19 protein-coding genes and 1 pseudogene are annotated in these 19,913 nt (G+C 69.0%); 15 read left to right on the forward strand and 5 right to left on the reverse strand.

What is annotated here, in order from left to right; translation table 11 throughout:
• Positions 1-121: 121 nt before the first annotated feature.
• The 4 genes from FF100_RS29505 to FF100_RS29520 are packed head-to-tail and all read right to left on the reverse strand — an operon-like array spanning position 122 to position 3,262.
• Positions 122-673 (reverse strand): MarR family winged helix-turn-helix transcriptional regulator, encoded by a 552-nt coding sequence (locus FF100_RS29505; protein ID WP_139039421.1) that lies wholly within the window; start codon positions 671-673, stop codon positions 122-124.
• A gap of 49 nt (positions 674-722) precedes the next feature.
• Positions 723-1,472, reverse strand: a complete 750-nt coding sequence (locus FF100_RS29510; RefSeq protein ID WP_139039423.1) for an ABC transporter permease — start codon at positions 1,470-1,472, stop codon at positions 723-725.
• Between the two features lie 3 nt (positions 1,473-1,475).
• On the reverse strand, positions 1,476-2,237 hold the full coding sequence (locus FF100_RS29515; protein ID WP_246102524.1) for an ABC transporter ATP-binding protein: 762 nt from the start codon (positions 2,235-2,237) through the stop codon (positions 1,476-1,478).
• A gap of 59 nt (positions 2,238-2,296) precedes the next feature.
• On the reverse strand, positions 2,297-3,262 hold the full coding sequence (locus FF100_RS29520; RefSeq protein WP_139039426.1) for an ABC transporter substrate-binding protein: 966 nt from the start codon (positions 3,260-3,262) through the stop codon (positions 2,297-2,299).
• 358 nt (positions 3,263-3,620) lie between these two features.
• Here FF100_RS29520 and FF100_RS29525 point away from each other — a divergent pair, with 358 nt between their 5' ends.
• Positions 3,621-4,751, forward strand: coding sequence for an FAD-dependent monooxygenase (locus FF100_RS29525; RefSeq protein WP_139039428.1), 1,131 nt, complete (start codon positions 3,621-3,623; stop codon positions 4,749-4,751).
• A gap of 217 nt (positions 4,752-4,968) precedes the next feature.
• Here FF100_RS29525 and FF100_RS29530 read toward each other — a convergent pair.
• Positions 4,969-5,109: pseudogene (locus FF100_RS29530) on the reverse strand (IS630 family transposase); the annotation flags it as partial.
• Positions 5,110-5,684: 575 nt separating this feature from the next.
• Between FF100_RS29530 and FF100_RS29535 the strand changes: the two are divergent.
• The 14 genes from FF100_RS29535 to FF100_RS37370 all read left to right on the forward strand — a co-directional run bounded on the left by FF100_RS29535 (position 5,685) and on the right by FF100_RS37370 (position 19,872).
• A complete protein-coding gene (locus FF100_RS29535) occupies positions 5,685-6,824 on the forward strand; it encodes an ABC transporter substrate-binding protein (RefSeq protein WP_139039430.1) in 1,140 nt (379 codons plus the stop codon).
• A gap of 72 nt (positions 6,825-6,896) precedes the next feature.
• The gene (locus FF100_RS38540; protein WP_139039433.1) at positions 6,897-9,752 is read left to right on the forward strand and encodes a branched-chain amino acid ABC transporter permease/ATP-binding protein; all 2,856 of its coding nucleotides are present in this window, start codon (positions 6,897-6,899) and stop codon (positions 9,750-9,752) included.
• Positions 9,749-10,510, forward strand: a complete 762-nt coding sequence (locus tag FF100_RS29545) for an ABC transporter ATP-binding protein (RefSeq protein ID WP_139039435.1) — start codon at positions 9,749-9,751, stop codon at positions 10,508-10,510. Before FF100_RS38540 ends, FF100_RS29545 begins: the two co-directional genes overlap by 4 nt.
• A 127-nt stretch (positions 10,511-10,637) precedes the next feature.
• The gene (locus FF100_RS29550; protein WP_246102526.1) at positions 10,638-11,873 is read left to right on the forward strand and encodes an amidase; all 1,236 of its coding nucleotides are present in this window, start codon (positions 10,638-10,640) and stop codon (positions 11,871-11,873) included.
• On the forward strand, positions 11,870-13,054 hold the full coding sequence (locus FF100_RS29555) for an acyl-CoA dehydrogenase family protein (protein WP_246102528.1): 1,185 nt from the start codon (positions 11,870-11,872) through the stop codon (positions 13,052-13,054). The genes FF100_RS29550 and FF100_RS29555 overlap by 4 nt, the downstream gene beginning before the upstream one ends.
• 35 nt (positions 13,055-13,089) lie before the next feature.
• Positions 13,090-14,361, forward strand: coding sequence for an aromatic ring-hydroxylating oxygenase subunit alpha (locus tag FF100_RS29560; protein ID WP_139039437.1), 1,272 nt, complete (start codon positions 13,090-13,092; stop codon positions 14,359-14,361).
• Between the two features lie 4 nt (positions 14,362-14,365).
• Entirely contained in the window at positions 14,366-14,857 is a 492-nt protein-coding gene (locus FF100_RS29565) for an aromatic-ring-hydroxylating dioxygenase subunit beta (RefSeq protein ID WP_139039439.1), read from the forward strand.
• Complete coding sequence (locus tag FF100_RS29570) at positions 14,854-15,609, forward strand: SDR family NAD(P)-dependent oxidoreductase (protein ID WP_139039441.1); 756 nt, start codon at positions 14,854-14,856, stop codon at positions 15,607-15,609. The genes FF100_RS29565 and FF100_RS29570 overlap by 4 nt, the downstream gene beginning before the upstream one ends.
• Before the next feature lie 121 nt (positions 15,610-15,730).
• The gene (locus tag FF100_RS29575; protein WP_139039443.1) at positions 15,731-16,678 is read left to right on the forward strand and encodes a PDR/VanB family oxidoreductase; all 948 of its coding nucleotides are present in this window, start codon (positions 15,731-15,733) and stop codon (positions 16,676-16,678) included.
• A gap of 28 nt (positions 16,679-16,706) precedes the next feature.
• On the forward strand, positions 16,707-17,273 hold the full coding sequence (locus FF100_RS29580) for a nuclear transport factor 2 family protein (RefSeq protein WP_139039446.1): 567 nt from the start codon (positions 16,707-16,709) through the stop codon (positions 17,271-17,273).
• 78 nt (positions 17,274-17,351) lie between these two features.
• Positions 17,352-17,759, forward strand: coding sequence for a DUF4440 domain-containing protein (locus FF100_RS29585; RefSeq protein ID WP_139039448.1), 408 nt, complete (start codon positions 17,352-17,354; stop codon positions 17,757-17,759).
• 19 nt (positions 17,760-17,778) lie between these two features.
• Positions 17,779-17,988 (forward strand): hypothetical protein, encoded by a 210-nt coding sequence (locus FF100_RS29590; protein WP_139039449.1) that lies wholly within the window; start codon positions 17,779-17,781, stop codon positions 17,986-17,988.
• A gap of 29 nt (positions 17,989-18,017) precedes the next feature.
• The gene (locus tag FF100_RS29595) at positions 18,018-19,013 is read left to right on the forward strand and encodes a flavin reductase (RefSeq protein WP_139039451.1); all 996 of its coding nucleotides are present in this window, start codon (positions 18,018-18,020) and stop codon (positions 19,011-19,013) included.
• A gap of 379 nt (positions 19,014-19,392) precedes the next feature.
• Complete coding sequence (locus FF100_RS37370) at positions 19,393-19,872, forward strand: MarR family winged helix-turn-helix transcriptional regulator (RefSeq protein WP_171070381.1); 480 nt, start codon at positions 19,393-19,395, stop codon at positions 19,870-19,872.
• Positions 19,873-19,913: the final 41 nt, after the last annotated feature.

Raw genomic sequence — 19,913 nt, forward strand, 5'->3', positions numbered from 1 at the left:
CAGAGCGGCCACGCTGATTTGTTTATTTCCTGGTGCCTTTCATAGTCAATGGCCGCTAAAATTCAAATATGAATGTATATATGCGTAAATAAGGAATATCATGGGTGATTATTTTGTAGTTCTACGATTTTATAGCGTCGATCGCATCTGCGAGCCGAGACAGCTCCGTCACGAGTCGGCCCATCGAATCGTCGTCGAGGGCGCGCAGTCGCCGCCACTGTGCTTCGAAGACCTGTGGAATCACGTCATTGATGACGGACTCCCCTGCCGTGGTCAGTTGGATGCGGACCGTCCGCCGATCCGCCGGCTCGGGCAGCCGAGCAATGTAGCGGATGTCCTCAAGTCGGTTGATGCGGCTGTTCAGGCCTGCGCCGCTCAGGAGTAGCGATTCGGCAAGAGCTTTCGGCGTCAGGCTGTACGGTGCGCCAGCTCTCCGCAACGCCGTCAGCACATCGAAAGTACCTCGTACAAGTTGGTAAGGTGCTAAAATTTCATCGATGAATGCCGTCGATTGAATGTGGATACGTCCTATCAATCCGTAAATCTGAGCCGGAACCGGATCGATATCCGGGCGCTCGGTGCGCCACTGTTGGACGATGTCGTCCACGCGGCGTCGCGCTGCGCGATCGGCCGACGCGCGACCTGAGGACTTGCCGGCCTGTGATTTCGTCATGCTCTGCGTCCTCTCCTCCCCTTTTACGCGACAGCGGTTCAGGATTTCGTTAAACCTTCCACGTGACGAAACGCTTCTCCAGAAATTCTATGGCATAAAAGAGTGCCACGCTGATGCCGGTCAGGACGAGGATGGCCGCGAAGGCGACCGGCGTCTGCGATTGCGACGTCGTGATCATGATCAGGTAACCCAGGCCGCTCTGGGCCGACACGAACTCGGCAATCACCGCGCCGATCACCGCGAACGTGATGGCGACCTTGCAGCCGGTGAAGAGAGCGGGCAGCGCCGCAGGAATGCGCAACCGGCGCAGGACCATGTGCTGCGGGGCTCCGAGCGACCGCATGAGGTCCAGCATGGCCGACGGTACGCTGTCCAGTCCTGCCACGACGTTCACGAGGATCGGGAAGAAGCAGACCAGGACGACGATCAGGATCTTCGGCCATTCCGAGAAGCCGAACCACACCGTCATCAGCGGGGCAAGCGCGACCTTCGGCACCGATTGCAAGCCGAGCAGCAAGGGGTAGAGGCTTCGGCGGGCCAGCGCGTTGAAGGCGATGAGGCCGGCGAGCGGCAGCGACAGGGCGAGCGCCAGCAGGAACCCGGCCAGCGTCTCCCGCAGGGTCACGAAGGCGTTCGCCGCCAGTTCCGGGCCCCAGGCAAGGGCGGCGGCCATGATCTGCGACGGGGCGGGCAGGAGCCACGACGGAATGGCGAACCCGTGCACGAGACCTTCCCACGCGATCAGGCAGACCGCGTAAACCGCCGGCGTCAGCAGGCGGCCGGCATGACGCGCGTTCATGGGTCAGGTGCTCCGCCGTTCGAAGATGAGGCGCCGGATCTGCTGCTTGATGGCCTGGAATCGCGGATGCGCCGCCGTGTCGACCGAGCGGGGCCGCGGCAGGTCCACGGCGATGTCGGCCACGATGCGGCCGGGACGGGGCGACATGACGAGGACGCGGTCGCCGAGCAGGATGGCTTCGTCGATATCGTGCGTGATCATGAAGGCCGTGCGCCCGAGCTCACCCCAGAGGCGCGAGAGCTCCAGGGACAATTCCTCCCGGGTGAGCGCGTCGAGGGCGCCGAACGGCTCGTCCAGGAGCAGGAAGCGCGGATCGGCCAGCATCGCCCGGCAGAAGGCGGCCCGCTGCTTCATTCCCCCCGACAGCATCTGCGGCTTGTGGCCGGCAAAGTCCGAGAGTCCGGTCAGGGCGAGGAGCTTGCGCGCACGCTCGTCCGCCACTCGTCGCGGCAGATGGAGGATATCGGCAGGCAGCAGCACGTTCTCCAGGACGGTGGCCCAGGGAAACAGGACATGGTCCTGGAAGATGATGCCGACCTCGTGGGAGGGGGCCTCGAACGGGGTGCCGTAGCGCTGCCGCGTCCCGCCACTCGCCGCCTCCAGCCCGGCGATGAGGCGCAGCAGCGTGGACTTGCCGCAACCGGACGGGCCGACCAGCGCCACGAACTCCCCGGGGAGGATGCGCAGGTCCACGGGACCCAGGGCGTGGACCGGCCGGCCGTCCGCTCCGGGAAACGTCTTGGTGAGGCCCTCGAGCGCGATCACCGGGACGGAGCGAGGTCCTGACGCCGCCGCACCGGCCGCCTGCCCGTGGGTAGAAGCCATCACTCGACGAAACCCTCCGCTGCGACCTCCGCTGGCGTCACGGGCGTGGCGAGGGTGAAGTACTTGCTCACCACGCGCACGGTCTGTTCCATGCGCGCGGGGTCGATCTTGCCGAGCGGCATGCCGGGCTGGACCGCCAGATCCTTCACCAGGCGCGTCTCGGCTTCGATGACCGTGGGATCGATCTGCTTGTGATGCTTGCTCATGATCGCCGCGGCGCCCGCGGGGTCCGCGAACGCATCCCGCATGCCGCGCAAGGTGGCCCGCACGAAGCCCCGCACCTGGTCCGGCCGGCTCGCCAATGTCGACTCGCTGGCGACGAGGCCGTTGCCGTAGAAGTTCAGGCCGGCATCCTTGTAGGCGAGGACCGTCACGGCCTGAGGCGCCGTTGCCTTCGCGATCAACGGCTCGCCCACCGTGAATTGCCCGATGCCCTCCGCCCGGCGGGTCGCCAGCACCGAAGGCAGAGCGGCGCTGTCCGCGTTGACCCAGGTCACCTTGGCCCCATCGATGCCTGCCGCCTCGGCATAGGCGGGGAACAGCAACCGCACCGAACTCGACGGCGTATCGGCGATCGTCTTGCCCTCGAGATCCTTGGGCGTGCGGATCTGGCTCGATGCAAGCGTCATGATCGCCTGCGGCGGCGTTGCGTAAACCACCGCCACCATCTTGACCGGTATCTTGTCGTTGCCCCGTGCCAGCACCACGGCACCGGCATCGGCAAAGCCGATCGTGGCGGCCCCGGACGCAACTTTCTTGATGGCGTCGGCCGACCCCTGACCTCGCAGGATCGTCACATCAAGATTTTCTTGGCGGTAATATCCCTTGTCCAGGGCAACGTAGAAGTAGGAATGCCGGCCATTGAAGCCGAAATCGGTCACCAGGGTGACATCCGCCGCCTGGGCGGAAGGCAGCCAGGCGAGAAACCCGGCAACGAGGCCTGGGACGACAGCGCTGAGCTTCATAGGTCGGGAACCCTCTCAAGCGAGCGGAAAGCCGGCTTCACGCCTCGTGTCGGCCCGGCGTCATTTCATTCTTTAGCGAATGAAATGACGCTATCCGAGGCGTTGCCGGTCGGTCAACGACGGACCTGGCCGTATGATGAGCAAGGCGCCCGTTACAGCGATCATGATGATGGCATCTTGCTGGTATTTTGATCATCGGTACTGTCGGCGCATCGTCACGAAACATATTGCGCATTCGATTGGCCAGCATGGCCCGTGCCGGCCCAGCCAAGCGGACAACGGACCCGCTTGACACACGGTCGAAAGGCGCGGAGATCAATCAGATCATTCTACATCGAACAATCGATCGCGAGCGTCCATGGACCACATGACGAGAGTTGCCGTCATCGGTGCCGGCCTGGGAGGCTTGACCGTCGCGGGCCTGTTGCAGCGGGACGGCTTCGCCGTCACCGTCTTCGAACAGGCGAGCGAGTTCTGGCGCATCGGCGCCGGCATCATCCTGGGGGCGAGCACCGCCAAGGTCCTGCGGCGCCTCGGGCTCGAGGAGGCGCTGGTCCAGACCGGCATCCGGCCCGATGCCTTCGTGAGCCGGGATGTCGCGACGGGGACCGTCCTCAACGACATGCCGTTCGACGCGGCCGCCGAGGCCCGGTTCGGGGGGGCCTTCGTGAACATCCATCGGGCGGATCTGCACCGGTTGCTGCTCTCGCGGCTCGCACCGCGGACGGTTCGCTTCGGCCACCGGCTGCTCGGCCTGGACGAGACCGGCGATGGGGTGCGGCTGTCCTTTGCCGACGGGCTCGTCGCAGAGGCCGACATCGTCATCGGGGCGGATGGCATCCGGTCGGTGGTGCGCGAGGCGATCCTCGGCCACGAGCCGCCACGCTACGTCGGCAAGGTCGCCATCCGGGCGGTCTTTCCGAGGGCTCGGGCCCCGGGCGTGCCGATGCGCGACTGCACCAAGTGGTGGGGCGAGGATCGCCATGTCCTGGCCTACTTCATGACGGAGCGGCGCGACGAGTGCTACGTCATGGCCGCGATTCCCGACGATCGCTGGGATGCCGACACGCCACCGGCTCCCGGTTCGCGCGACACCTTCCTGGATGCGTTTCCGACAGCCCACCCGGAGTTGCGGCAGCTGTTGATGGCAACGGAGAATGTCAGCTTGCTGCCGATCTGCGACCGGCCGCGCCGGGACGTGTGGAGCAGCGGGCGGACGGTGCTGATGGGCGATGCCTGCCACGCGGTGCGCCCGTTCATGGCCGCCGGCGGCGCGATGGCCATCGAGGATGCGGCCGTCCTGGCTCGGGCCATCACGACCTTCGATGAGCCGGAGCAGGCCTTCGCCCGCTACGCCGCCATCCGCATTCCGCGCGTCGGAGACGTTCAGCGGATCTCGGCCGAAAATTCCTGGCTGAGAGTGCCGGGGGAGACCGACTGGTTCTTCGGCTACGATCCCTTCGCCGCGCCCGTCGATCGCGCTGCATGAGCCTCGTACCGGCTCTCGTGCTCCCATCGGCTGACGGGTCGTCCCATGCCGCTCCTTGCACGCGAGCCGATGATCGCCCGCGACCTCGTCGGTCACGGAGAGAGCCCGCCTGATCCGTGCTGGCTGGGTGGGGCTGGTCCTCACCCGCCAAACCGATCCACGCCGAACGCAGGTTCGTCGGGCATCCTGAACCGTGAAGGAAGGTGGATACCAAGCCGAGGACGCAGAGGCGTTCGGCCGGGAGCAGGACGATGCGGGCGCGCTGGATATCTGTGAGGGGCTGCGCCCGATCGGCGACGATGGCGGACAGGTGCGCCAGGCCGGCGGCACTCGGGATCACGCAGACCGTCTGAGCCATGCCTGAGACTCGCAGGGGGCTGCCGGAGGGGTAGAACTCCGCCGGGACCCGGTCGTTCTGGTAATGCTCCGGTTGCCGGCCGCGCAAGGCTTGCGCGTAGGCGTCGGAATCGACGCAGCGGATCGGCATGCCGCCGCCGAGGTCGATCAGACGCGGCGACAGGCCGAGCCCGGCGGTCGTCTCGATCAGGCCGGCGACCTCCGCCATCGCGGCGACGCGGCTCTCGGTCCCGTGGCCGGAGAGAAGGCGGTGGATGCCCTCGAAGGCGGAGAGCGCCCGGGACCGGGCGAGGCGGCCGGGCGCCTCCGCAACCGCCTCGCGGCCCATGCCGAACCGGGACTGGCTCGCCGAGGCGGAACCGAGGCGCATCGAGCCCAAGGTCCACCAACATTGCCCAGATCGCAGGCCAAGCAGCCCTATATCGCCGAACCCTTGGGCACACCGCATGAATATATCGCAAAGCTCGCAAAATACGTGGAATATTCCCACGAAATATGGTCGGTTCGGCCATCCCTTGGAAGCGTCAAGTCGGCGACCTGCGGCTTGGCTGGCGTGCCGCCGCATCGGAGGACACCATGATCGCGCGAATTCTCGTGGCAGCCGCGCTCACCGTGACGGCGTTCGGGGCAAGCGCACAGGTCAAGGTCGGGGTGATCTCGTCCTCGACCGGGCCGGTATCGGTGGTCGGGATCCAGCAGAAGAACACCGTCGAGATCCTGCCCCGCAAGATCGGATCGCTCGACGTCGCTTACGTCTTCCTCGACGACGCCAGCGATCCGACGCAGTCGGTCAAGAACGTCCAGAGGCTGCTGATCGAGGACAAGGTCGATGCGATCATCGGGCCGTCCGGCACGCCGGGCGCGATGGCGGTATTGCCGTTCATCGCCGAGGCGAAGACGCCGCTGCTGGCGCCGGTCGGCAGCACGGCGGTGGTGCTGCCGATGGATGCCCAGCGCCGGTGGGTCTTCAAAACCACCCAGAACGACGACCTCGTCATGAACGCCCTGTTCGGCGAGCTGAAGCGGAGCGGGACCAAGACCGTCGCCTTCATCGGCACCAGCGATCCCCTCGGGGAGAACTTCGAGAAGGCCGCGCGGATCGCCGCCGAGAAGACGGGCATCAAGATCGTCGCGAGCGAGCGCTACGCCCGCACCGACACCTCGGTCACCGGCCAGGCGCTGCGGATCCTCTCGGCCAATCCCGACGCGGTGCTGATCGGGACCGCCGGCGCCGCGACGATCCTGCCGGAGGTCACCCTGGTCGATCAGGGCTATCGCGGCCGGCTCGTCCAGACGCACGGCGCGGCCACGCCGGAATTCCTGAAGCTCGGCGGCAAGAAGGTCGAGGGGACGCTGCTCGCGGCGAGCCCGATGCTGGTCCTCGACGAACTGGGTGACGACGTCCCGGCGAAGCGCGTCGCCCTCAGCTATATCGGCCTCTACAAGGCGAAGTACGGCACCGAGCCGGGGACCTTCGGCGCCAACGTGTTCGATGCCGGCCTGCTGCTGGAGCGGGCCGTCCCGATCGCCGCCGCCAAGGCCACTCCCGGCACGCCCGAATTCCGGGCGGCATTGCGCGACGCGATCGAGAGCACCCGCGACCTCGTCGGCGCCCAGGGCGTCTACAACATGACGCCCGAGGACCATAGCGGCTTCGACGCCCGCAGCGTCGTGCCGATCGTGGTCAAGAACGGGAAGTGGACGCTGCTGAAATAGGCCCCCGTTCCGGTCACGGTCCCGGAAACCACCCGCGTCGAACCGTCTCGTAGCCTGTCCGGAGTCGAGACCTTGACCACATTCGTCGCTCTCTACCTCGCACAGGACGGACTCGCCAACGGCGCCATCTATGCGCTTCTGGCGCTGGCGATCGTTCTGGTGTTTTCCGTGACGCGGGTGATCTTCATCCCGCTCGGCGAGTTCGTCGCCTTCGGGGCGCTGACCTATCTCGGGCTTCAGGAAGGGACTGGCGGCGTCACCGGGGGCTTCGTCGGGCTCCTCGCGATGGCCTGCCTCGCGGTGGAGGCATTCGCCGGCCTGCGCCGCGGACGTCCGGTACCGGCCCTGCGGGCGGGCCTGCGCCAGGCCGCTTTGCCCCTCGGCCTCGCCCTCGGCAGCGTCGTGCTGCCCACGGCCGGGTTCCCGCTCGCCGTCAACGCCGTCCTGGCGGTCGCCCTGGTGGCGGCTTTGGGTCCGCTGCTCTACCGGCTGGTCTACCAGCCCCTGGCGGAGGCCTCGGTCCTCACCCTGCTGATCGTGTCGGTGGCGCTCCATCTCGTGCTGGTCGGCGTCGCCCTGGCGCTGTTCGGGCCCGGGGGCGTGCGCTCGGCCCCGCTCCTCGACCTGCGCGTCACCCTCCTCGACGTCCCGGTCACCGGCCAGACCGTGATGACGCTGGCCGTGACGGTTCTCCTGATCGGCGCGCTCTCCCTGGCGTCCCGCAACACGCTCTACGGCAAGGCGATGCGGGCGGCGGCGATCAACCCGATCGGCGCACGGCTGATGGGGATCTCGGCCCCGCTCGCCGGCCGGCTGTGCTTCCTGATCGCCGGGATCGTCGGAGCGCTGTCAGGGGTCATCGCCGCCTCCTCGACCACGATGCTCTACGACACCGGCTTCCTCCTCGGGCTGAAGGGTTTCGTAGGGGCGATCCTCGGCGGTCTCGCGAGCTACCCCCTCGCGGCCCTCGGGGCGGTGCTGGTCGGCCTCCTGGAGAGCTACGCCTCGTTCTTCGCCAGCGCCTACAAGGAAGTGATCGTCTTCGGCCTGGTGGTGCCGATCCTGCTGGTCCGCACCCTCCGCCAGGGCCGCCTGCTCGAGGACGACCACGACGCCGCGCCGGCCTTCGTCCTCGATGACAGCCCGGAGGCGATGCGGCGGCAGGCCTGGGCGCAGCGGGCGCTGGTTGTCGCCTTCGTCGCCGGAATCGCCGTGGCCCCCGTCGTCCTGTCCGACTATTCCCTCGCCATCCTCGACTATGTCGGCCTCGCGGCGATCGTGGCGCTCGGCCTCGTGCTGCTCACCGGAATCGCCGGACTGACCTCGTTCGCCCAGGCGGCCTATGTCGGGCTCGGCGCCTACACCACCGGCTACCTGTCCTCGGCCTACGGCCTGTCGCCCTGGCTCACCCTGCCGGCGGTGCTCGCAGCCTCCGGCCTGCTGGCGCTCGCCGCCGGCCTGCTGACGGCTCGGCTGTCGGGCCACTACCTGCCGCTCGCGACCCTCGCGCTCGGCCTCGTCGCCCACGCCCTGTTCGGCACCCTGGAGGTGACCGGCGGCCAGTCCGGCATGGCCAACGTGCCCGGATTGACCCTCTTCGGTCATCCGCTCCAGGGTCCGAGGCCGTTCTACGCCGTCATCTGGCTCGTCGTCCTCGGCGGATTGCTCGCCCTGCGCAACCTGCTCGATTCCCGGCCCGGCCGCGCGATCCGTGCCCTGAGGTCCGGCCTGGTGATGGCCGAGAGCGTCGGCGTCGATACCCGCGCGATGAAGATCGCGAGCTTCGTCGTCGCCTGCCTGCTCGCCGGGCTCGCGGGCTGGCTCTATGCCCATTTCCAGCGCTTCCTGAACCCGTCGCCGTTCTCGATCACCCAGGGCATCAACTACCTGTTCATGGCGGTGATCGGCGGCGCCGGCAGCCTCGTCGGCGCGGTGGCGGGGGCCGCGATCGTGGTGATGGGCAACCAGTGGCTCCAGTCGGTGCTGCCGCGGATCTTCGGGGCGCAGGGTGATTTCGAGGTCATCGTGTTCGGGCTCGCGGCCATCCTGATGCTGCAACGACTGCCGCACGGGATCTGGCCGGCCCTGGCCGCCCTGCTGCGGCTGCGGCCTCCCGGCGCCCGCCCGGCCGCCCCCGGCACCCCGGCGCTCGCGGCCCGCGACAAGCCGGCCTCGGGCGAGACGGTGCTGGCGGTGCGCGGGATCCACAAGGCGTTCGGCGCCCTGCTGGCCAACCGCGACATCAGCCTCGACGTGCAGGCGGGCGAGATCCTGGCGCTGATCGGTCCGAACGGGGCCGGCAAGAGCACCCTGTTCGACATCGTCTCCGGCATCACCCCGCCGACCTCCGGCACGGTCGAGTTCCGCGGGCGGAGCGGATTGTCCCTGCGGGCCCTGGCGCTCGGCGGCATGGGACGCACCTTCCAGCACGTCCGCATCCTTCCCGACATGTCGGTGCTCGACAACGTGGCGCTCGGCGCCCATGCCCGCGGCCGCGGCGGGCTGGTCCGCGCGGCCCTGCGCCTGGACCGGGGCGAGGAGGCGCGGATCGTCGCCGAGGCCCAACGCCAGCTCGATCGGGTCGGCCTCGGTCACCTCGCGATGCGGAGCGCCGGAAGCCTGTCGCTGGGCCAGCAGCGCCTGCTCGAGATCGCCCGGGCGCTCGCCAGCGATCCCTGCCTCCTGCTCCTCGACGAGCCGGCGGCCGGCCTGCGCCACCTGGAGAAGCAGGCCCTCGCGGACCTGCTGGTTCAGCTCCGGTCGGAGGGGATGGGCATCCTCCTCGTCGAGCACGACATGGATTTCCTCATGGGCATCGCCGACCGGGTCCTCGTCATCCAATTCGGCGTGAAGCTCGCCGAGGGCGATCCCTCGTCGATCCAGCGCGACCCGGCCGTCATCGAGGCCTATCTCGGAGCCGCCGCATGACCGTCGCGGCCTTCCCCGCCCCGCCCCGCAAGACCGTCCTGGAGGTCCGCGACGTCCGCGTCGCCTACGGCCGGGTCGAGGCGGTCCGGGACGTGTCGCTGACGATCCGCGAGGGCGAGATCGTCGCGATCATCGGACCGAACGGCGCCGGCAAGACGACGCTGCTCGCCGGCCTGATGGGCCTGCTCCCTCTGTCCGGCACCATGACGGTGTTCGGCGAGACCCTGGGCAACGGTCCCGAGGTCGGCGCGCTCGTGCGGCGCGGGGTCGCCCTCATCCCCGAGAAGCGGGAACTCTTCACCAGCCTGTCGGTCGAGGACAACCTGCGTCTCGGCGCCTTCGACCGCTATCGCCGCGGCGACCGCACGCTCGCCGCGAGCCTGTCCGAGATCTTCGCCCTGTTCCCCCGCCTGCACGAGCGCAGGGAGCAGGCGGCCGGAACGCTCTCCGGCGGCGAGCGGCAGATGCTCGCGATGGGGCGGGCCCTCATGGCGGCGCCTAAGCTCCTGATGCTCGACGAGCCCAGCCTCGGCCTCGCGCCGCTCGTGACCCGCGACGTCCTCGCGACCGTCGCCGGCCTGCGGGATCGCGGCATCGCCTGCCTCCTCGTCGAACAGAACGCCCGCGCCGCCCTGGCGATCGCCGACACGGCCTGCGTGATGGAATCCGGCCGGATCGTCGCGGCCGGGCCGGCGCGGGACATCGCGAGCGATCCCAGGGTGATCCAGACCTATCTCGGGACCCGCTCCGGCGGCTGACGGGAACGTCGTGGTCCCGGGGCGGCCCGGGATCGAAGATCCTGTACTTTTCGATTGAATTTTCCAGTGAAATCGGGTATCAGACTGTGACGCCTTGGTCGCTCGTCGCGCTCGATGGAGGCAGGTCGTGGAAATAGGTCCGGAACACTCCGCCTCGGCGGATCGGGACGCCCTGGCGCTCCATCTCTGCGCGCCGCTCGCGCTCGGCGGCGCCGGACCGGTCGTCGCGATCAAGGACGTGATCGATGTCGCCGGCCATCCGACCCGGGCGGGATCCCGCGCCTTGGCGGATTCCGCGCCGGCCGCCCGTCACGCGGCGGTGGTCGAGGCGCTGCTGGCCGCCGATTGCCGGATCGTCGGCAAGCTGCGGATGCATGAGCTCGCCTTCGGGGTGACCGGCATCAACGCCTGGGCCGGCACGCCGCCGAACCCGGATTTCCCGGATTGCGTGCCGGGGGGATCGTCGAGCGGATCCGCGACCGTCGTGGCCGCCGGCCTGGTCGATTTCTCCCTCGGCACCGACACGGGCGGGTCGATCCGCATCCCGGCGGCCTGCTGCGGGGTGGTCGGCCTCAAGCCTAGCTTCGGCCGCCTGAGCCGCCGGGGCCTGACGCCGGCGGAGAGTTCCCTCGATTGCGTCGGGCCGCTCGGCCGCAGCGTCGCCGCCATCATCCAGGCCATGGCGATCCTCGATCCGACCTTCGTGCCCGCCGCGGCGCCGGCGCGCCTGCGCCTCGGCTGGGTGGAGGGCGGGGCGAGCCCGCCGGTCGCCGCGCAGGTCCGCTCCGCTTTCGATTCTTGCCTCGATTCTTGCCTCGATTCCTGCGGGGCGGAGATCGTGCCGGTGTCGCTGCCGGGCCTCGAGGCCGCCTACGAGGCCGGCCTGACGATCATGAACGCCGAGATGGCCCGGAGCTTCGGGCATCTGCTCGAATCCGGCCGGCTCGGCCCCGACATCGAGACGCGCCTGCGCCACTCCCTGTCCATCCAGCCGGAGCAGGTCGCTGCGGCGGAAGCGGTCAGGCTCCGCTTCCGCGCCGAGGTCGACCGCGCGCTCGCAGGCTGCGACGCTCTCGCGCTCCCGACCCTGCCCGACCTGCCGCTCACCCTCGACCGCGCCGACGACGCGAAGGCTGCGCGCGAGAGCACCCGCCTCGTCCGTCCGTTCAACCTGAGCGGTCACCCCGCCCTGTCCCTCCCGGTTCGCGGCGCGGCCGCCGGTCCGGTCGGCCTTCAGCTGGTCGGTCCGACGAATGGCGATGCGGATCTCTGCGCCGTCGCGGCGCGGATCGAGGCCGCCCTTCGCGATGCGCAGGCCGGGTCGGAGCCTTGCCGGATCAGAGCCTCGAGGAGGGGAGAGTGACCTACGCCTTCGACACGGCGCGGCTGCCCGCCATGCCACTCGGCACCGCACCCCCGGGGCGGTTCGAGGCCGGCCTGCCGGATCTGGTGCGCGTGCTCGCCGAGCGGCGCGAGGAGTTCATGGCCGCCCGCCAGATCGCTCCCGACGTGATCGAGCGTCTGAAGGCGCTCGGCCTCTACCGGGCGATGGTCGCGCGCCGCTTCGGGGGCGACGAACGGAGCCCGGCCGAGTTCTGCCGGATGATCGAGGCCATCGCCGAGGCCGACGGCTCCGCCGGCTGGGTCGCGAGCTTCGGCGTCTCGGCCACCTACCTGGCGGCCCTGCCCGAGCCAACCCTCGAGACCCTCTACGCCGACGGCCCCGACATCGTCTTCGCCGGAGGCTTGTTCCCGCTCCAGCCGGCCCGCAAGGTCGAGGGCGGCTTCGTCGTGAACGGGCGCTGGAAGTTCGGCAGCGGCGCGACCGGTGCCACTCATATCGGCGTCGGCATCACCGTCGAGGGCGACACGACCGGCGGCCTGCCGCGGGTCGCGGTGATGCCGGCCGCCCAGGTCGAGATCGTCCCGGACTGGGACGTGGTCGGCCTGCAGGGGACCGGCAGCCACGATCTCGTCGTCCGGGACGTGTTCGTGCCCGAGGACTGGACGCTGATCCGCGGCGGCGCCCCCTCCGTCGACGCTGCGGTCTACCGCTACCCGACCATGGCCTTCGCCGCCCAGGTGCTGGCGGTGGTGGGCTTGGGGATCGCCCGCTCGGCGCTGAGCGAGGTCGCCGCGATGGCGGGGGGCCGGGCCTCGCTCACCGGAGCCCCGCGCATGGCCGACCGCGCCCACGTCCAGATCGAGGTCGCCAAGGCCGAGGCGGCCCTGCGCTCCGCCCGGGCCTTCTTCTACGAGGCGACCGAGGCGGCCTGGCAGACCGTGCTCGCGGGTGACCGCCCCTCGAACGAGGCGGTCGCGACCTTGCGCCTCGCGGCGACCCATGCGGCCCGCACGGGGGCGGACGAATCGCGGGCCGCCTTCGCGCTGGCGGGAACGACCGCGATCTACAACGGCCACCGCCTGTCGCGGGCGCTCTGCGACAGCCTCGTCGTGGCTCAGCACGCCTTCCTCGGCGAGGGCACCCTGATGAGCGCCGGCCGCGTCCTGCTCGGCCTGCCGACCACGCCCGGTTTCCCGTGACCCTCCCGCCCCGCCCCCGCTGAGGATCAACGACGATGACTGTCGCCTTTCCCGTCACGCCGGTGCTCGATGCCGGCGCCCTGGTCGGTGAGGACCGGGCCGGTTCCACGCTCTACACGGATCCCGCCCTCTTCGCGGCCGAGATGAGCCGGATCTTCGAGAACACCTGGGTCTGGGTCGCGCATGCGAGCGAGATCCCGAAGGGCGGCGACTTCAAGATGGCCCAGGTCGGCCTTCAGCCGGTGATCGTGGTGCGCGACCGCAAGGGGGTGGTCCACGTCCACGTCAACCGGTGCCGCCACCGGGCCGCGACCCTGTGCGAGGTCCGTAAGGGCAAGACCAACAGCTTCGTCTGCCCCTATCACGGATGGGCTTACGCCCTCGACGGCTCCCTGCGCGGCGTTCCCTATGAGAAGGGCTACGACGACAGCCTGAACAAGGCCGAGTTCCCCCTCCTGTCGCTCCGCGTCGAGGAGTATCACGGCCTCATCTTCGCGACCTTCTCCCGCGAGATCCAACCGCTCTCCGATTTTCTCGGCCCGGCGAAGACGTGGATCGACCTGTTCATGAAGCAGGGCGCCGGCTTCCCGATCAAGACGATGGGCGAGCACAAATTCCGTTTCCCCGGCAACTGGAAGATCCAGCTGGAGAACACCACCGACGCCTACCACTTTCCGCTCGTCCACAAGTCGTTCCTGTCGGCCGCCGACCGGGAGACCGAGGATTCGTGGGACATCATGAACAAGGGCGGCTTCGTCGAGGATCTCGGCAACGGCCACAGCGTCATGGTGATGATGCCGGAACTCGTCGATCTCGAGGAGAACCTGGACGCGCCGATCCCCGAGAAGTTCGCGGCCCTGGCCGAGGAGCTTCGGCAGAGCCATCCCGAGGAGCAGGTGCGCCGGATCGTCCGCGCGGTCGGCGGGTGCGGCTTCAACCTGAACCTGTTTCCCAATCTCGGCTGCTCGGCCGCCTTCTTCCGCGTCCTGCAACCGATCGCGGTCGACGAGACGGAGGTTCGCCACGCCGCCCTCGGCATGGAGGGCGGACCCGCGGCGGCGAACCGCGCGCGCCTGCGCATCCACGAGTTCTTCCAGGGGCCGATGGGCTTCGGCAGCCCGGACGATGCCGAGGTCTGGGACCGCGTCCAGCACGGCGCCCAAGGGGCCGCCGGCATGCCGATCATGCTGCATCGCGGCCTCAGCCACGAGGAGGTCGGGGCTGAGGGCCGCAAGCGCAGCGACGTCAGCGCCGAGACCGGCATGCGCGCCGCCTACGCCCAGTGGAAGCGGATGATGGAGGCCTGACGCCATGGATGCGACCACCCGGACCGCCATCTCGCTCCAGGACGCCATGGAGGTCGCCTGGCTCGAGGCCGACCTTCTCGACAGTGCCGATTACGATCCGTGGCTCGCGCTGTGGACACCGGATGCGATCTACGTCGTGCCGGCGGAGCCCGCGGGCGACGACTTCGAGAACACCCTCAACATCGCCTACGACGACGCCGCGATGCGCGCCAAGCGGGTCGAGCGCCTGCGCAGCGGCCAGTCCGTCTCGGCCTCGCCGGTGGCGCGGACGGTCCGCCTGCTCTCGCGCTTCCGCATCCTGTCCTCGGAGGCAGGGCGGTGCGAGCTGCGCTGCGCGCAGATCCTCACGGAGTATCGGCGCGAACGCGAACGGATGCACACGGCCGACATCACCTTCGTGCTGGTGCGGACGCCGGACGGCCTGCGCATCGCCCGGAAGGTCGTGCGCCTCATCAACGCGTCCGACGCGATCACCGGCGTGAGCTACATCCTGTGAGCGCGGCCGTTCAACGCTCCGTCGCCCTGGTGACCGGGGCCGGGAACGGTCTCGGCGCGGTGGTGGCCGGGTGCCTGCACCGGGCCGGCTACGCGGTCGCCCTCGCGGATCTCGATCTCGACGCCGCACGGGAGACCGCCTCCCGCCTCGATCCCTCGGGGGACACCGCCCACCCGCTGCGGCTCGACGTGCGCCTCAAGGGCGATTTCGAGCAGGCCTGCACCGACCTCGCGTCGCGCTGGGGCGGTGTCGAGGTCCTGGTGAACAACGCCGCCCTGACCGCCGCCCGGCCGGTCATGGACATCACCGGGGACGAATTCGATGCGGTGATCGCCGTGAACCTGCGCGGCACCTTCTTCGGCTGCCAGGTCTTCGGCGCCCATTTCCGCGATCGCGGCTACGGGCGGATCATCAACCTCGCCTCGCTGGCCGGCCAGAACGGCGGCACCGCCACCGGCGCGCATTATGCCGCCTCGAAGGGGGCGATCGTCACCCTGACCAAGGTCTTCGCCCGCGACCTCGGACCCCACGGGGTGACGGTCAACGCGGTCGCGCCCGGGCCGCTGGACCTGCCGGTGGTGCACCGGACCGTCCCGCCGGAGCGGCTCGCCGAGCTGAAGAAGGCGATCCCGGTCGGCGACATCGGCGATCCCGGCTTCGTCGGCGAGATGATCGTCCAGCTCGCCTCGCCGCGGGCGGCCTTCGCCAACGGGGCGACGATCGACCTGAATGGCGGCCTGTTCATGCGCTGAGGCCGGGCCACCCGGGCGAAGCGGAGCCGCGCCATGCATCTCCGCTGAGGTTCTTGTTGTCGCGTCATTGTTTCGCCGAACCGATGACCGCTTCGGCGGATGATGCTGAGGAGCTTTCGTCGTGACCCAGGACGTCATGAACCTTCGCATCGTCCGCAGGGAGACGCAGGCGGACGTCGTCATCATCGATCTCGCGGATCCGGGCGGCGCCGATCTGCCGGCCTACGAGGCGGGGGCGCATGTCGATGTCCATGTCGGGACCGGTCTCGTCCGGCAGTATTCCCTGGCAGGCAACCCGGCCGAGCGCCGGCGCTACCGGCTCGGCATCCTGCTGGATCCGGCCTCGCGCGGCGGTTCGGCGGCCATCCACCGCACCTTCCGGGTCGGCGAGAGCGTCCTGGTCGGCCGGCCGCGCAACCATTTCCCGCTGGTGCTGGAGGCGGCGCACACGGTGCTGATCGGCGGCGGCATCGGCATCACGCCGCTTCTGTCGATGGCGCACGCGCTCCTCGCCGCCGGGCGTTCGTTCGAGCTGCATTACTGCGCCCGCGACCGGGCCCGGGCCGCCTTCCTGACCGAGTTGGCCGAACCCGCCTTCGCCGCGCGGACGCATCTCCATGTCGACGACGGCCCGGCCGACCGGCGTCTCGATCTGGCCAGCCTGTCTCCCGTCGCGCCCGGAACCCATCTCTACGTCTGCGGCCCGACCGGCTTCATGGATTGGGTGGTCGCCGGAGCCCGCCGGGCCGGTTTCGCCGAGGACCGGCTTCATCGCGAGGATTTCAAGGCCGAGATCGACGCGACCGGCGACGCCTTCGAGGTGGTGGTCGGCGACAGGACCGTCACGGTTCCGAGCGGCCTGTCGATCGTGAAGGCACTCGCCGAGGCCGGCATCACGGTCGAGGTCTCGTGCGAGAACGGCGTCTGCGGGACCTGCCTCTGCACCGTCCTCGACGGCATCCCTGACCACCGCGACACGTACCTGACCGACGAGGAGAAGCAAGCCAACGACCAGATGCTGCTCTGCTGCTCGCGCGCGAAGACGCCGCAGCTGGTCATCGAGCTCTGATTGAGCCCGCGACGGAAGGATGCACCCCATGACTATCGATGATCTTCCGGCACGGCTGGCCGAGCTGTCGCAGCGCGTCGCCGTCCTGGAGGCCGAGGCCGAGATCCGGCGCATCCAGGCCCGCTACATGTTCCTCTGCGACACGCCCTGCCCGGAATTCGGCGTCGACGACGACGAGGAGCGCATCGCGCGCATCATGGCGCTCTACGCGCCGGACGCGGTCTGGGAGGGCGTTGGGACCTATTACGACGGTCAGTTCGGCCGCGCGGTCGGCCACGACGCCATCCGGGCCCATTTCCGCAGCTTCTGGAGCGGGAAGCGCGATCCGGCGCTGGTGCTGAACGTCCATTACCTTACGTCGGAACAGATCCACGTGTCCGGCGACGAGGCCGACGGCCAGTGGGTGCATTGCCAGCCCTGGATCTTCTCCGACGGTTCGGCGCTCCTGCGCTCGAGCCGCCTCAACAACGCGTTCCGCCGCATCGACGGGGCGTGGAAGATCACGCGGACACGAACCGAGAACGTCTTCGTGACGCCGCTTCCCACGGCGCACGGGGTCGTTCATCCGCAGATTTCCGTCCTGATGCGTCCCTGATCGTCCTGCCGGGCGCGGCACCGCGCCTGGCCGCCGCGGAGCGCCGCCCCTTCCTCCTCACGCCTTCGGAACCCGATCATGACCGCCCCTCCCCTGCCTTTTCCCGCGCGCGCCGCCGCCGAGATCGACGCCCTGCACCGCCTGCTCCAGGCGTGGTTCCGGGCCGAGGGATCCGACGATCCCGCTCCCGTGCTCGCCCATTTCGACGAGCGCTTCACCATGACGACGCCAGCCGGCGGCCTTCTCCCGTTCGAGACCTTCGCGCGCGCCTTTCCCGGTCTGCGCGGCACGCGGCCGGGCCTCGTCATGACGATCACCGATGTCGTGGTGCGGTTCACCGACACGCGCTCCGCCCTCGTCACCTACCGCGAGCGGCAGACCTTCGGCGAGGTGGACAACCTCCGCCGGTCGACCGCTCTTCTCCTCGATCGGCCGGATCGTGCGACACCCGTCTGGATGTCCCTGCACGAGACCATGGAAGCGTGACGGACCGGGGGACCCGACGATGCCGGACGCGGAAGCACAGATGTGGGGCTGCTATGCCTATCAGGACTTTCAGGTCCGCGTCGTCCAGAAGTGGGCCGATCCCTACGGCAGGCCGATGATCCGGATCGCCGACATCACCGATCCGGAGCGGGCCATGGGTCTGGCGGAGGCGGATTTCATGCAGGTCGCCGTCCCGCTCCCGGCCCGGGACGATCCCGACTTCGAGTGACGTTCGGCCCCGCCGCCAGGAGCACTCCGATGATCGATGAATCCAGCCCCGTCACGGCCTTCCAGAGGGACGCCGTGTCCACGCCCGTCTCCCCGGCGGAGTTCCGCGCCGGCATGCGCCAGCTCGCCGCCGCCGTGACCATCGCGACCACGCTCCACGGAGGCGCCCGGGCCGGCATGACGGCGACGGCGGTCATGTCGCTGACGGCGGAGCCGCCGCAGCTCGGCCTTGCGGTGAACCGCAGCAACGCCTCCTGCCCGGCGATCGCCGGCGCGGGCGTCTTCGCGGTGAACGTCCTCCGCCACGATCAGGCCGGCCTGGCGCGCCGGTTCGCCGGCGCCGACGGCGTGACGGGAGAGGAGCGCTTCACCGAGGGCCGCTGGGGCCGCCGCGCGACCGGCTCGCCGGTGCTCCTCGACGCCGCCGCCGCCTTCGACTGCCGCGTCGTGCAGGCGATCGACCTCAGCTCCCACGTCCTGTTCGTCGGGCAGGTGGAGGACGTCCTGGCGGTGCCGGCGGCGACCCCGCTCCTCTTCATGGACGGGACCTGGGCGAGTCTCGTCCGGGCCGATGATCACGACTTCCGCGCCTACGAGCAGGTGATCGGCCGGATCGACGCCGCGATCGACGCTGCCGTGGCGAAACGCGTCCCCCCGGCGCAGCAGCTCGACGACTTCATCCGACAGTTCTCGCAGATCAGCGCGCGTTCGCGCGGGATCGTGCGCGAGTTCTTCGACCGGGAGGCCGTCGCCCCGACGCAGAGCCTCGACGCCATCAACCGGCTCAAGCGGGGTGTCGAAGGCAAGCTCATGGGCCTTCTCGCCGACGGCACGACGTCGGGAGACTTCGACGTAGCCGATCCGGCGGTGGCCGCTCACGCGATCATCGGCCTGGTCAACTCCGCCCATCGCTGGCCGGAGACCGGTGACGCCACGGCGGCGGACGCCCTCGGCGGCCGTATCGGCGCGCTCGCGACCGGCATGGTGCTGCGGCGCGGCGGCCGGGAATGCGCGGACTCCGCCTGAAGACCGAGCGGAACACCAGCCGCCTCGGAGACGGGCAAGCGGCCGAACCGAAACCTCGACCATGATCCTGAGCAGACGTGCGATGTTGGACCTGCCTGAACGGACTTCCGCGATGAATGGGACCCGGCGCCTCGTCCCGTCGCCCGTCGACGGCCCCCGGGCCTGCCCCCATGCCTGGCACCGGCGCGGCCTCTGGCGCCCCGCGGCCTGGGCAGGGGACGCGGTTGACACATCAATCGATTCAGACCTACGCCCACGTGAGGTCGCACGGGGCATCGGTCAGACGCAATACCCGGACAGGGTCGCCAAGCAGAACCGCCGTGCACGTGCCGCGTCGGGTATCGCGCCCCTACATCCCGGAGATGGTTGGGGAGCTGGAGTGTCGACAAAGCATAACGCACCGGATCGCATCCATGTCGATCCGGAGAGTGACGATTTCGACATCAGGAGCTGGCCTTTCTTCGGAATTGTTCAGCTTACCGGCCGCTATCATTTAAAGCTCGACGCGATGCTCAAGCCCATCGGGATGGATGTCCCCCGCTGGCGGGTCTTGATGATCGTCTCGAGCCAAGGCTCCGCCAGCGTCACCGAGATCTCCGAGATTGCGGTCACGAAGATGTCCACCATGGCCAAAATCATCCAAAGGATGACCGCGCAAGATCTCGTCTCGACGCGACCGTCGCCGGACGACGCGCGGACGACGATCGTGACGATCACGGATGCCGGACGGGATGTGATTCAGCAAATCAGAAAAAAAGTGTCGCGATTGTCGGATCGGGCCTTCGACGGTGTAAGCAAAAAAGAATTGGAGCTGCTAAACTCGATAATCAATAAGATACACTATAATTTGACGTTTTGAAGCATTATTATATAAATCTACGATACCAGATATGATGATAG

This window comes from Methylobacterium terricola, assembly GCF_006151805.1.
GTDB lineage: Bacteria > Pseudomonadota > Alphaproteobacteria > Rhizobiales > Beijerinckiaceae > Methylobacterium > Methylobacterium terricola.

Coding starts and splice junctions, on each gene's coding strand:
- FF100_RS29525 (WP_139039428.1), top strand. CDS start 3,621: ATGGACCACATGACGAGAGTTGCCGTCATCGGTGCCGGCCTGGGAGGC.
- FF100_RS29565 (WP_139039439.1), top strand. CDS start 14,366: ATGGATGCGACCACCCGGACCGCCATCTCGCTCCAGGACGCCATGGAG.
- FF100_RS29505 (WP_139039421.1), bottom strand. CDS start 673: ATGACGAAATCACAGGCCGGCAAGTCCTCAGGTCGCGCGTCGGCCGAT.
- FF100_RS29510 (WP_139039423.1), bottom strand. CDS start 1,472: ATGAACGCGCGTCATGCCGGCCGCCTGCTGACGCCGGCGGTTTACGCG.
- FF100_RS29545 (WP_139039435.1), top strand. CDS start 9,749: ATGACCGTCGCGGCCTTCCCCGCCCCGCCCCGCAAGACCGTCCTGGAG.
- FF100_RS29560 (WP_139039437.1), top strand. CDS start 13,090: ATGACTGTCGCCTTTCCCGTCACGCCGGTGCTCGATGCCGGCGCCCTG.
- FF100_RS29580 (WP_139039446.1), top strand. CDS start 16,707: ATGACTATCGATGATCTTCCGGCACGGCTGGCCGAGCTGTCGCAGCGC.
- FF100_RS29520 (WP_139039426.1), bottom strand. CDS start 3,262: ATGAAGCTCAGCGCTGTCGTCCCAGGCCTCGTTGCCGGGTTTCTCGCC.
- FF100_RS29595 (WP_139039451.1), top strand. CDS start 18,018: ATGATCGATGAATCCAGCCCCGTCACGGCCTTCCAGAGGGACGCCGTG.
- FF100_RS29590 (WP_139039449.1), top strand. CDS start 17,779: ATGCCGGACGCGGAAGCACAGATGTGGGGCTGCTATGCCTATCAGGAC.
- FF100_RS29535 (WP_139039430.1), top strand. CDS start 5,685: ATGATCGCGCGAATTCTCGTGGCAGCCGCGCTCACCGTGACGGCGTTC.
- FF100_RS29585 (WP_139039448.1), top strand. CDS start 17,352: ATGACCGCCCCTCCCCTGCCTTTTCCCGCGCGCGCCGCCGCCGAGATC.